This is a genomic window from Pseudomonas frederiksbergensis, from assembly GCF_003732275.1.
In the GTDB taxonomy this organism is placed as follows: Bacteria; Pseudomonadota; Gammaproteobacteria; order Pseudomonadales; family Pseudomonadaceae; genus Aquipseudomonas; species Aquipseudomonas frederiksbergensis_H.
Genome location: NZ_MOBM01000039.1, coordinates 65,791 through 78,850, shown reverse-complemented (window position 1 = coordinate 78,850; position 13,060 = coordinate 65,791). Strand labels below are relative to the sequence as shown.

9 protein-coding genes are annotated in these 13,060 nt (G+C 58.6%); 6 read left to right on the top strand and 3 right to left on the bottom strand.

Features of this window, described 5'->3' with window-relative positions; all coding sequences use genetic code 11:
• Window positions 1-215: 215 nt before the first annotated feature.
• Complete coding sequence (gene pdxB, locus BK662_RS26310; RefSeq protein WP_123359999.1) at window positions 216-1,358, top strand: 4-phosphoerythronate dehydrogenase PdxB; 1,143 nt, start codon at window positions 216-218, stop codon at window positions 1,356-1,358.
• A gap of 186 nt (window positions 1,359-1,544) precedes the next feature.
• On the opposite strand, the gene BK662_RS26305 is transcribed toward pdxB, so the two are convergent.
• Window positions 1,545-1,724, bottom strand: coding sequence for a PA1571 family protein (locus BK662_RS26305; protein WP_007907798.1), 180 nt, complete (start codon window positions 1,722-1,724; stop codon window positions 1,545-1,547).
• Between the two features lie 267 nt (window positions 1,725-1,991).
• Here BK662_RS26305 and BK662_RS26300 point away from each other — a divergent pair, with 267 nt between their 5' ends.
• Window positions 1,992-3,770: an ABC transporter transmembrane domain-containing protein gene (locus BK662_RS26300; RefSeq protein ID WP_123360718.1), complete on the top strand. Its 1,779-nt coding sequence runs from the start codon at window positions 1,992-1,994 to the stop codon at window positions 3,768-3,770.
• A 122-nt stretch (window positions 3,771-3,892) separates the two neighbouring features.
• The gene (locus tag BK662_RS26295; protein WP_123360717.1) at window positions 3,893-4,927 is read left to right on the top strand and encodes a Fic family protein; all 1,035 of its coding nucleotides are present in this window, start codon (window positions 3,893-3,895) and stop codon (window positions 4,925-4,927) included.
• A gap of 124 nt (window positions 4,928-5,051) precedes the next feature.
• Here BK662_RS26295 and BK662_RS26290 read toward each other — a convergent pair whose 3' ends face one another.
• Entirely contained in the window at window positions 5,052-6,980 is a 1,929-nt protein-coding gene (locus BK662_RS26290; RefSeq protein WP_123359998.1) for a transglycosylase SLT domain-containing protein, read from the bottom strand.
• Window positions 6,981-7,193: 213 nt separating this feature from the next.
• Between BK662_RS26290 and BK662_RS26280 the strand changes: the two genes are divergently transcribed.
• Entirely contained in the window at window positions 7,194-9,113 is a 1,920-nt protein-coding gene (locus BK662_RS26280) for an ATP-binding cassette domain-containing protein (protein WP_123359997.1), read from the top strand.
• Window positions 9,114-9,307: 194 nt separating this feature from the next.
• Here BK662_RS26280 and BK662_RS26270 read toward each other — a convergent pair whose 3' ends face one another.
• The gene (locus BK662_RS26270) at window positions 9,308-9,745 is read right to left on the bottom strand and encodes a universal stress protein (protein WP_123359995.1); all 438 of its coding nucleotides are present in this window, start codon (window positions 9,743-9,745) and stop codon (window positions 9,308-9,310) included.
• Between the two features lie 104 nt (window positions 9,746-9,849).
• Here BK662_RS26270 and BK662_RS26265 point away from each other — a divergent pair, with 104 nt between their 5' ends.
• Window positions 9,850-10,287, top strand: coding sequence for a hypothetical protein (locus tag BK662_RS26265; RefSeq protein WP_123359994.1), 438 nt, complete (start codon window positions 9,850-9,852; stop codon window positions 10,285-10,287).
• A 616-nt stretch (window positions 10,288-10,903) separates the two neighbouring features.
• Complete coding sequence (fadB, locus tag BK662_RS26250; protein WP_123359992.1) at window positions 10,904-13,051, top strand: fatty acid oxidation complex subunit alpha FadB; 2,148 nt, start codon at window positions 10,904-10,906, stop codon at window positions 13,049-13,051.
• Window positions 13,052-13,060 lie beyond the last annotated feature (9 nt).

The following is a 13,060-nucleotide window of genomic DNA, read 5'->3' as shown; positions in this document are numbered from 1 at the left end:
GCTTGCTCCCGCTGGGTTGCGCAGCAGCCCCAAAATCAGCCCCCCCTTTTTTCAGACATACCGCGGCATCAGTCTTTACGACTGCTTCGCAGCCGGACGGGAGCAAGTCCCTCGCCACAGGGACAGGTGGTGCTTTTGCACCTGAGGTGAACAATGCCTGCTGGCCCATCACGGTCATCTCCGCCTACACTGCCGATCCGCCAAAGGAGCCTGCCATGCTGATTGTTGCCGACGAAAATATCCCGCTGCTCGATGCCTTCTTCGCAGGTTTCGGTGAAATCCGCCGGGTGCCTGGACGTGCCATCGACCGCGCCACTGTCGAGCAGGCCGATGTGCTGTTGGTGCGCTCGGTGACCAACGTCAACCGCGAATTGCTTGAAGGCAGCAAGGTGCGCTTCGTCGGCACCTGCACCATCGGCACCGATCACCTGGATCTGGATTACTTTCAACAGGCCGGTATCACCTGGTCCAGCGCGCCAGGCTGCAATGCCCGGGGGGTGGTCGATTACGTGCTGGGCAGCCTGCTGACCCTGGCCGAAATCGAAGGTGCCGACCTGACTCAACGCACCTACGGTGTGGTCGGCGCCGGTGAAGTGGGCGGGCGGCTGGTCAAGGTTCTGCAAGGTCTGGGCTGGAACGTGCTGGTCTGCGATCCCCCACGGCAAGCCGCTGAGGGGGGCGAATACGTCAGTCTCGAGCAGATCATCGAGCAATGCGACGTCATCAGTCTGCACACCCCGCTGGACAAGCAAGGCCCTCAGGCGACCTGGCATCTGTTCGATAAGAACCGGTTGAACCAACTCAAGCCCGGCACCTGGCTGATCAACGCCAGTCGCGGCCCGGTGATCGACAACGCCGCCCTGCGCCAAGTGCTATTGCAACGTGAAGACCTGCAAGCGGTGCTGGATGTCTGGGAGGGCGAGCCCGAGGTCGATGTGGCACTGGCCGAGTTGTGTGTGCTGGCGACGCCGCACATTGCCGGTTACAGCCTTGACGGCAGGCAGCGCGGGACGGCGCAGATCTATCAGGCGCTTTGCGAGTTCCTTGAGCAGCCGGAACAGATCAACCTGAACGACTTGCTGCCGGCGCCATGGTTGTCGGCAGTGACGTTGAACGCCGACAGCGATCCGGCCTGGGCACTGGCGATGTTGTGCCGGGGCGTGTACGACCCACGCCGTGACGACGCGAATTTCCGTCGCAGCCTTGTAGGCAACGTGAGCGAGCAGCGTGCGGCATTCGATGCACTGCGCAAGCATTACCCTCTGCGGCGTGAGATCGATGGGTTGAAGGTGCGGATCGAGGAGGATTCGCCGGCGTTGCAGCGGATCGTGGCGGCGTTGGGTGCTACGACTGTCTGAAAATCGAGGTGGCCCCATCGCGAGCAGGCTCGCTCCCACAATAGATCTTCAGTGAATATAGGTTTTCTATACGACTGAGTTTAAATGTGGGAGCGAGCCTGCTCGCGATGGGCGCACCACCATTTCCGGAAAAGCACCCATAAAAAACCCGGCCATCAGAGCCGGGTCAAGAAGACGGTGGCTATATCACTCTTGTTCGGCAGGCTTGACCAATCGCTTTTCCAGTTCGCGGCAAGCGTCCTGGATCATGTTTTCAGTGATCGGTACTTCGTGCCCATCCTTATCAATAATCGAGCAACCCAGAGACTGGTCTGGCTGCGTGCGGATCACTGGAATCTTGTCATCGCTGCTGTTTTGCAAGGACATGGCCTGTCTCCTCATCAGGTTGTGTGCTTACTGTAAAACCGCCAAGTGACCGGGCTGTGACAACTCCCTGCGATCTTTCAGGTCGGCATCTTCAGTCCATCAGAAATACCCTGACGTTTCCACCCGGACTTTAGACCAATAATCTCTAGCCACTAGTCTTGGCGGTCATAATTAACCCGACTCATTATGATTTACAGCGTTTAACTCCATTGACCGGTGTAGGCTTGGTCGAGTTAAAACCATTGGTTGCGCCATCGGATGATCTTCATGCTCTCTTCCCGTCACCGCCGCGCCATTCGTCTGGCCAGCCGTTTCCTCGCGCCTTATCGCTGGCCGGCTTTGGGTGCCTTGCTGGCGTTGATCGTCACTGCCGGCATCACTTTGTCCATGGGGCAGGGGATTCGCCTGCTGGTGGATCAGGGTTTCATGACCCAGTCGCCGCATTTGCTCAACCGATCCATCGGCGTGTTCATGCTGCTGGTGATGGGGCTGGCGATTGGCACCTTTGCACGGTTTTACCTGGTGTCGTGGATCGGCGAGCGCGTTGTCGCCGACATCCGCCGTCGGGTGTTCAACCATCTGGTCTACCTGCATCCGGGGTTCTATGAAGACAACCGCAGCTCCGAGATCCAGTCGCGGCTGACTGCCGACACCACGCTGCTGCAATCGGTAATCGGCTCTTCGCTGTCGCTGTTCCTGCGTAATGGGCTGATGGTGATCGGCGGGATTGTCTTGCTGTTCATCACCAACCCCAAACTCACCAGCATCGTGGTGGTCGCGTTGCCGCTGGTGGTCGCGCCGATCCTGATTTTTGGTCGCCGGGTGCGCACCCTGTCGCGTCTGAGCCAGGACCGGATTGCCGAAATCGGCAGCTATGTCTCCGAAACCCTGAGCCAGATCAAAACCGTGCAGGCCTACAACCATCAGGTCCAGGACGAGCAACGTTTTGCCACGACCGTGGAAGAGGCTTTCAACACTGCCCGCAAGCGCATCTTCCAGCGCGCCTGGTTGATTACCCTGGTGATCCTGCTGGTGTTGGGTGCGGTCGGGGTAATGCTCTGGGTCGGTGGCATGGATGTCATCGCCGGGCGGATTTCCGCGGGTGAGCTGGCAGCGTTCGTCTTTTACAGCCTGATCGTCGGCGGTGCCTTCGGCACGTTGAGTGAAGTGATCGGCGAACTGCAGCGTGCGGCAGGGGCAGCGGAGCGGATTGCCGAGTTATTGCGTTCGGAAAACATCATCCAGCCACCGACCCGGGGCCTGGTGACGTTGCCTGAGCGGGTGAAGGGCGATCTGGTGCTGCAAGATGTGCGTTTTTCCTACCCGTCGCGTCCGCAAAGTTATGCTGTCGATGGTCTTGATCTGACTATCAATGCTGGCGAAACCCTTGCATTGGTCGGGCCGTCCGGTGCCGGCAAGTCGACGGTGTATGACCTGCTGTTGCGCTTTTACGACCCCATCGAAGGACGCATCCTGCTGGACGGTGTGCCGCTGACCCAGCTCGATCCTCTGGACCTGCGTCGCTGTTTTGCCCTCGTCTCGCAAACCCCGGCGCTGTTCTTCGGCAGCATCGAAGAGAACATTCGCTACGGCCACCCGACGGCGACTTTGGCTCAGGTCCAGGAAGCCGCGAGAATCGCCTATGCCCACGACTTCATCGAGCAAATGCCCAACGGCTACCAGACACACCTGGGCGACGCTGGTCTCGGTTTATCCGGCGGGCAACGCCAGCGCCTGGCCATCGCCCGGGCGCTGCTGGTGGACGCGCCGATCCTGCTGCTGGACGAAGCCACCAGCGCCCTCGACGCCCAAAGTGAGCACCTGATCCAGCAAGCCCTGCCCAGCCTGATGAAAAATCGCACCACACTGGTCATCGCCCACCGACTGGCCACAGTGAAAAACGCCGACAGGATCGCGGTGATGGACCAAGGGAAACTGGTGGCGGTGGGGACGCATCAGGAGTTGATTGCCAGTAATGCGCTGTATGCACGGTTGGCGGCGTTGCAGTTCAATGACGGCAAAGCCGAAACCGATCTGCGAGTGTAGGCACTGCCGGTTCGGGACGATCTTTTCGATTCCATCAAAGATCGAAAATGGCCACGAGGTTTAAATAAATGCGGCCGCGTTCGGGCATTATGTCGGCCTCTGTTGCGAGCCTGGATGAGGATATGAGCCGTTATCAACCACCGTTGACCCTGACCACAAGAATATTGGCGTTGATCGCTGAGATCAGTGAACAAATTGGTCAGCTTTCGGCGATGGATGATCGTCGGCAGACGCCTCAACTGCGCCGTAGTAATCGAATTCGTACGATTCAGGCTTCTTTGGCGATCGAGAACAACACCCTGAGCATTGAACAGGTGACTGCCGTTCTGGCAGGGCAGCGAGTGCTTGGCCTGCCACGAGAAATCCAGGAAGTACGTAACGCTTTTACAGCCTATGAATCCATGCCGCAGTGGCAGCCGAGCAGCCGGTCCGACCTGCTCCAGGCGCATGAGTTGCTGATGCGGGGATTGATTGACGACTGTGGGCAGCTTCGTCGAGCCGGGGTGGGCATCTACCGTGGCGAGAAATTGGTTCATATGGCGCCGCCACCGAGTCGCGTTGGGCATTTGATGGATGATTTGCTGGCATGGCTCGCAGCTTCGGACTGGCATCCGTTGATCACTAGCTGTGTTTTCCACTACGAGTTTGAGTTCATCCATCCTTTCGCCGACGGTAATGGGCGTATGGGTCGCCTTTGGCAGACCTTGATACTCAGTCAATGGCGACCGGTGCTGGCTTATCTGCCGGTCGAAGCGGTAATTCGAGAGCAGCAGGACGATTATTACGCCGCATTATCGGCTGCCGACCAATTGGCCGAATCAACTCCTTTTGTCGAGTTCATGCTGCGAGCGCTGAGCCTTGCCCTTCTGGAGGCCGCCAGGAGCGAGCCAGTAACCGACCAAGTAACCGACCAAGTAACCGACCAAGTAGCGAAATTGCTTTGGGCTCTCGATGGAAGCGGTCCGCTGAAGGTCAGTGAGTTGATGACAGAGGTCGGATTGGCTCACAAGGCAACGTTTCGGGCTAACTATCTCAAACCGGCGTTAGCCGCCGATTTGATTGAAATGACAAACCCCGAGTCGCCCAATAGTCCGGCTCAACGGTATCGCTTGACCGGACTTGGCAAGCAGACCGCGGCACGGTCAAGATCTGTGTAGGCGCTGCCGCAGGCTGCGATCTTTTGATCTTGCCTTGTGCTGCAAACAAAAATGCCCGCCTCGAAAGAGGCGGGCATTTTTTACAGTTGCGGAAAAGATCGCAGCCTGCGGCAGCGCCTACAGATCATTGATCGTCGAAATACCGTTCATGCCAATCCACCAACGGTTGTGGTGAGTTGAGCTTCTGGCCGTAGATCACCGAGTACGACAGCACGTTTTGCACGTACTGCCGGGTTTCGTCGAACGGGATGCTTTCCACCCACACATCGAAGCTCAGGTGATCGGCGCCACGCAGCCATTGACGTACGCGGCCGGGGCCGGCGTTGTAAGCGGCGGAGGCTAGGACACGGTTGCCGTTGAACTGGCTGTGGACCTGGCTCAGGTAAGCGGCACCGAGCTGAATGTTCTTGTCCGGATCGAACACTTGCTGCGGCGAAGCGAGGGGAATGCTGAACTTGCGCGCGGTTTCCTTGGCGGTGCCAGGCATCAGTTGCATCAAGCCACTGGCGCCGACACCAGAGCGGGCGTCGTCCATGAAGGCGCTTTCCTGGCGGGTGATGGCGAACACCCAACTCGAGTGCAGGCCACGGACCTTGGCTTCGCGCACCAGGGTTTCGCGGTGGGCCATCGGGAAGCGGATGTCCAGGTCGTCCCAATACTGCGCCTGACTGATGGTACGGATCGCCGGAAAATACCATTTCAGGTCGTAAGCCAGTTTCGCCTGGGCGACCATTTCGTCACGGCTGAAGTGCCGGCTGACGTGGTACCACTCGCGCCGACCATCGACGATCTGCCCGCGGGCATGGAATTCCAGGGCCCGTCGCACGCCCGGGGTATTGCGCACCTTGTTGATCAGCGCCTGACTGAGCACCAGCGGTTTGTTGTTCAGCGAATAGGGGGATTGCGAGCGATCAGCCGCCAGGAAACCGTAGAAGTCGCGCTCGCGAGCCAGGCCCTTGTAAAGCGTCTGTGCTTCCGGATTCTGTGGCTGCGCCAGCTCCAGGCTGCGAGCCTGCCAGTAACGCCAGCGGTTGGTGGTGGCCAGGTCCTGGGGCAGGCGGCGGGTCAACTGATAGGCATCGTCCCAACGGGCCAGGCGCAACAGCAGGCGCAAACGCCATTCGGAAACGGTGTTGTCCCGCAGCTCCGGGTCGTATTTGGTCATTACATCGAGCGCGCGGCTGTCGAAACGACGAGCGAGGGTCAGCCCGATTTCCCGGGCAATCGCGACTTTTTCGTCGCGGGAGAAGTGCATGCTGCTGGCGTAACCGTCGAGCAGGGCCATGGCCTTGTCCGGATCCTGACGGGCCAGGCGGCGCAGGCCGAGGCTGACAATGTCGGACATCGGTTCATCGGCCGGGATGAAGCGCGATGGCTGATTGAGCAGCTCGGGATTCTGTGCCACATCCACTAGCAGGCGACCGCGCGGGGCGAGTGTCGTCAGGCTATTGATCAGGCTGTTGGCCAGCGGATAGTTGCGTGCCTGGGCGGCGAGCTTGGTGCGTTCCCAGCGTTTCTGTTCAGTCAGTTGGCCATCGGCGGCCCACATGCCGAACACACCATCGCAAGCGTCGGGTTGGGTTTTGCCGGTCAGCCAGAGTTTATCGGCGTTGGCGTAGCCTTCAGCCTTGCGGTTATGGCTGATCTGATACTGCGCGTTCAGGCAGTCCAGTTCGGTGAAATTGAGTTTGGGGTCATAATATTTGACGAAGGTTGCCCAATCGCCGCGTTCGGTCAGCCAGCGCAGCCAGCGCAACTTCATCCAGTTGGCTTGCGGCAGGTCGCCATGTTCGGCGAGGAATTTCTCGATTTCGGCGTTGCTCGCGGTTTTCAGACGCGCGGTCAATTCGTCATAGGCCAGATAGGGCTCCAGCGGATAATCGCGCAGGGCCTGGCTGTAACGGAAATAAGGGCCGGAATCGCCTTTGGCCAAGGCACGCTTGGCTTCATCGTAATACTGGCGTTGAGTGGACAGGTCCACCGCCTGGGCGGTTTGAGCGGCAGCGGCTGTAAGAAGCAAACACGAAAAAAGATTGAAAAGGCGACTGCGCATGAGACGTCCGGGCAGAGAAATCATGACAAGTGCCGGCGAGAGCGGCACTGAATTATCTGTAGCTTAGCCTTTTGCCAGCAGCGGGCGAAAGCTTTGCCGAGCTGTCGGCACAAGTTCGCAACAATTGTTGTGCAGAGTGCTTCGACATTGAAATTGCCGGCCTTCTGAAGCCTCAAGTCAGGTAGAATGCGCGCCCGGTTTTTGGAGAAGCTCATGACCCTGCTCAAATTCAGCGATGTGTCCCTTGCTTTCGGCGCTATGCCGTTGTTGGACAAGGTGTCCTGGCAGATCGCCCGTGGTGAGCGGGTGTGCATCATCGGCCGCAATGGCACTGGCAAGTCCAGCATGATGAAGCTCGTCAAGGGCGACCAGAAGCCTGATGAGGGCTCTGTTTGGCGCGCACCTGGCCTAAAGATTGGCGAATTGCCGCAAGAATTGCCGGTAGCCGACGAGCGGACCGTGTTCGACGTGGTTGCCGAAGGCCTGGACGGTGTCGGCGAGCTGCTCGCGCAGTATCACCACCTGAGCCAGAACATCGTCACCGACGCCGACCTGGACAAACTGATGCATGTCCAGCACGACCTCGAAGCCCGCGACGGCTGGCGTTTGCAGCAACTGGTCGACAGCACCTTGAGCCGTTTGCAACTGCCGGCCGACAAGACCCTCGCCGAATTGTCCGGCGGCTGGCGTCGCCGCGTCCTGCTGGCTCAGGCCCTGGTTTCCGAACCGGATCTGCTGCTGCTCGACGAACCGACCAACCATCTGGACATCGGTGCCATTGCCTGGCTCGAAGAAGCGCTGAAGGATTTCCAGGGCGCCGTGCTGTTCATCACGCACGACCGTTCATTCCTGCAGAACCTCGCGACCCGCATCCTCGAACTGGATCGTGGCGGCCTGATCGACTGGAACGGCGACTACGCCAGTTTCCTCGTGCATAAAGAGGCGACTCTGGCTGCTGAAGAAACCGCCAACGCGTTGTTCGACAAGAAACTGGCCCAGGAAGAAGTCTGGATCCGCCAGGGCATCAAGGCTCGCCGCACCCGTAACGAAGGCCGCGTCCGCGCCCTGAAAGCCTTGCGCGTCGAACGTAGCGAGCGTCGTGAGCGCACCGGCAAGGCCAACATTCAGCTGGACACTGCTGACAAGTCCGGCAAGCAGGTGATGGTCCTCGAGAACGTGAGCTTCGCTCACCCGGGTGGCCCGTTCCTGATCAAGGATTTCTCGATGGTCCTGACGCGCGGCGACCGTATCGGTCTGCTCGGCGCCAACGGTACCGGCAAGACCACGCTGCTGAAACTGATGCTCAGCGGTCTGCAACCGACCAGCGGCACAGTGGAAGAGGGGACGCGCATCGACGTGGCCTACTTCGACCAGTTGCGCCATCAGCTGGACCTGGAAAAGACCGTGATCGACAACGTGGCCGAAGGTCGCGACTTTATCGATATCGATGGTCAGAGCCGCCATGTGCTGAGCTACCTCGGCGACTTCCTGTTCAGCCCGCAGCGTGCCCGCACGCCGGTCAAGGCGCTGTCCGGTGGTGAGCGTGCCCGTCTGTTGCTGGCCAAACTGTTCAGCAAGCCGGCGAACCTGCTGGTACTCGACGAACCGACCAACGATCTGGACGTGGAAACCCTCGAGTTGCTGGAAGAGGTCTTGCTGACTTTCAACGGCACCGTGCTGATGGTCAGCCACGACCGGGCATTCCTCGACAACGTGGTCACCAGCACCCTGGTCTTCGAAGGCGAAGGCAAGGTTCGCGAATACGTCGGTGGTTATCAGGACTGGCTGCGTCAGGGCGGCTCGCCGCGCCTGTTGGGCGTGACCGAGAGCAAATCCGGCAAGGCCGACCTGAACTCGGCTGTCGTCACTGCTGAGCCAGTGCCAGTCGCTGCGGTAGTAGAGGCGCCGGTGGCAAAGAAGAAGCTCAGCTACAAGTTGCAGCGTGAGCTGGAAATGTTGCCGAGTCAGATCGAGGCCATGGAGCAGCAGATCGCGGTGGTTGAAGCGCAGATGGCGGATGCCGGCTTCTATCAGCGTCCTGCTGCCGAGACGGCTGCGGTGATCGCTCAGCTGGAGCAGTTGCAGGCTGAACTCGACGTGATGGTCGAGCGCTGGGCCGAGCTGGATGCCTGATTGATCCGGCGATAAAAAAGCCCGGCGTTCAGTGATGAACGCCGGGCTTTTCGTATGAAATGCGATCTATTGGCTGTGTTAGATCCCCTGTGGGAGCGAGCCTGCTCGCGAAGACGGTTTAACATCCAACAGATCTGTCGACTGTTACACCGCCTTCGCGAGCAGGCTCGCTCCCACATTTTAGTATTGTGTTGTCAGCTTTTGATCAGGCGCACCGCCAGCACATCGCAAGGCGCGCCGTGGAGTACGTCATTGGCGGTGGAGCCGAGCAACAGTGCCAGACCGTGTCGGCCATGACTGCCCACCACGATCAGGTCGCACGTTTGCTCCTTGGCAAGGTGGTGAATCTCCTGACGCGGCTGGCCGTAGGTCAAGTGGCTGTATTCCTTGGAGAGCTCCGGATACTTCAGGATCAATCGCTCAAGGCGCTCTTTGGCCTGATCGAACTGTTGCTGCTGCAACTGGGAAAGGTCCATCGGTACGTCGCCGCCAAAGGCCATGGCCATCGGTTCGACGATATGCACCAGGGACAGCTTCGCGCCATTGCTCACCGAGAGTTCGCGAGCTCGGTGGATTACAGGATCGCACTCTTCGGTTAGATCTACAGCGACCAGAATGTGGTGGTAGGGCATGAGGTGCTCCTCCTGAGAATTGCAATATTGGTAAGTATGGCTGGTTTCAAGCGCATTGGTTTCAAAGTGACTCAATGGGCTCATCAAGAATCGGGAGTACAGATATGACGGTCTGGATAGTGGTGTCAATCCTGCTGGTGGTCTTGAGCCCACTGGCCTGGTTGCGACCGTCGCGTGCCCAGAGCGGGCGCATGGCCCTGCGCATGGAGGCGCGGCGCATTGGCCTGGCCATGCAGCTGGCGCCCCAGGAATGGCCGCACTGGCTGAACGAGGAGCCGCCGAGTCCTTGCGCCCAGTACCATCGGCCGCGCCGTGGCACGCGACCGGCATGCTGGAGTTATTGGCAGAAGGCGCCGGGCGTGTGGGTCAATCAGTGGCAGGAGGTCTGTGAGGATGGAATGCTGCTGAATCATTTCGAAAAATTGCCTGCCAACGTCTACAAGGTTGAAGCAGACAAGCAAATGATTGCCCTGTATTGGGGCGAGAAGGGCGAATCGAATGTTTTGCGGGACATTGATGCGCTGCTGAAAGCGCTGGCCTGAAATCCAATCCCCCGTAGGAGCTGCCGCAGGCTGCGATCTTTTGATTTTGTTTTTAAGAGCCACATCAAAAGATCGCAGCCTGCGGCAGCTCCTACACATTGGCGCGCCGTCGTCCGGCAGACAGGCAATAAAAAGCCCGACATCATCATCGGGCTGAGGTTGGCCAGGCAGGCCGGTAATTCTTTGTGCGCTGATCTTACGCTGGGCATTCGTCAAAGCGTTCAAATTTTTTCTTCAGGGTCCCGCCAGCGTAGCTTGTTAAACACCGGCTGCCGGTAATTAGGGCGACTTTTCTAACTATTGATTCTATGAATGGCCTCACATGCATGAGCGTGTTGTAGGGCTTCGTGGTACGGAAGTGACCGGAAAGTCGCGTTTCAACCAGTATTTTGGGCGATTGACAATTGCCGGAAATTCCGTGAAGGTGACATACCCAAATCAAACGGGCGTATGAATTGAGCGTTTGTATTACAGATCGCTCCTACAGAATCCCGACTATCGCGTTGGCGGGTGTGCCGGGTGAGTTGGCGTTAGCATCGACGATAAACGTCCCTGCCGAGCCAATCGCCTGCGTCCGACGTGTACTGTTCAGCTTCCATATCGTGGAGATCAGTTGATGATTTACGAAGGTAAAGCCATCACGGTTAAGGCTCTTGAAAGTGGCATCGTCGAATTGAAATTCGACCTCAAGGGTGAGTCCGTCAACAAGTTCAACCGTCTAACCCTGAACGAACTGCGTCAGGCTGTAGACACCATCAAGGCAGATGCTTCGATCAAGGGTGTGATCGTCAGCAGTGGCAAGGACGTGTTCATCGTCGGCGCCGACATCACCGAATTCGTCGACAACTTCAAGCTGCCGGATGCAGAGCTTGTCGCTGGTAACCTCGAAGCCAACAAGATTTTCAGCGATTTCGAAGACCTCAATGTCCCGACTGTCGCCGCTATCAATGGCATCGCATTGGGTGGCGGTCTGGAAATGTGCCTGGCGGCAGATTTCCGCGTCATGACCAATACCGCCAAAATCGGTCTGCCAGAAGTCAAACTGGGCATCTACCCAGGCTTCGGCGGTACTGTGCGTTTGCCGCGCATCATCGGTGCCGACAACGCCATCGAGTGGATTGCCGCCGGTAAGGAAAACCGCGCTGAAGACGCGTTGAAAGTCGGTGCCGTCGACGCCGTGGTCGCGCCAGACAAATTGCAGGAAGCGGCTCTGAACCTGGTCAAAGGCGCCATCTCCGGTGAATTTGATTACAAGGCCAAGCGTCAGCCGAAGCTCGAAAAGCTCAAGCTCAACGCCATCGAACAAATGATGTCGTTCGAAACCGCCAAGGGTTTCGTGGCCGGTCAAGCGGGCCCGAACTACCCGGCACCGGTTGAAGCGATCAAGACTATCCAGAAAGCCGCGAACTTCGGTCGCGACAAGGCTCTGGAAGTTGAAGCCACCGGTTTCGTCAAACTGGCCAAGACCTCTGCCGCGCAGAGCTTGATCGGTCTGTTCCTGAATGATCAGGAACTGAAGAAAAAGGCCAAGGCCTACGATGAAATCGCCAAGGATGTGAAGCAGGCCGCCGTATTGGGCGCCGGCATCATGGGTGGCGGTATCGCTTATCAGTCGGCCTCCAAAGGTACGCCGATCCTGATGAAAGACATCAACGAGCACGGCATCGAGCAAGGTCTGACTGAAGCCGCCAAGCTGTTGGTGGGCCGCGTTGATAAAGGTCGCATGACTCCGGCGAAAATGGCCGAAGTGCTCAATGGCATTCGTCCGACCTTGTCCTACGGTGATTTCGGCCACGTCGACCTGGTCGTCGAAGCCGTTGTCGAGAACCCGAAGGTCAAGCAAGCCGTTCTGGCCGAAGTTGAAGACAAGGTCAAAGAGGACACCATCCTCGCGTCCAACACCTCGACCATTTCCATCACCTTGCTGGCCAAGGCCCTCAAGCGTCCGGAAAACTTCGTCGGCATGCACTTCTTCAACCCGGTGCATATGATGCCGCTGGTTGAAGTGATCCGTGGCGAGAAGTCCAGCGAAGTGGCCGTTGCCACTACCGTTGCCTACGCCAAGAAAATGGGCAAGAACCCGATCGTCGTCAACGACTGCCCGGGCTTCCTGGTCAACCGTGTGCTGTTCCCGTACTTCGGCGGTTTCGCCAAACTGGTCAGCGCCGGCGTGGACTTCGTCCGCATCGACAAGGTCATGGAAAAATTCGGCTGGCCAATGGGCCCGGCGTACCTGATGGACGTGGTCGGCATCGACACCGGTCACCACGGTCGCGATGTAATGGCTGAAGGCTTCCCGGATCGTATGAAGGACGATCGCCGTTCGGCCGTTGACGTGCTCTACGAAGCCAAGCGCCTGGGCCAGAAGAATGGCAAAGGCTTCTACGCCTACGAGACCGACAAGCGCGGCAAGCAGAAGAAAGTCGCCGATCCTTCGGTACTGGAAGTGCTCAAGCCAATCGTGTTCGAACAGCGCGAAGTCACGGACGAAGACATCATCAACTGGATGATGATCCCGCTGTGCCTGGAAACCGTGCGTTGCCTGGAAGACGGCATCGTCGAAACCGCCGCCGAAGCCGACATGGGCCTGGTCTACGGTATTGGTTTCCCTCCATTCCGTGGCGGTGCGCTGCGCTACATCGACTCGATCGGTGTTGCAGAGTTCGTTGCCCTGGCTGACCAGTACGCTGATTTGGGCGCGCTGTACCACCCGACCGCGAAGCTGCGTGAAATGGCCAAAAACGGTCAGAGCTTCTTCGGTTAAGCGCCCACA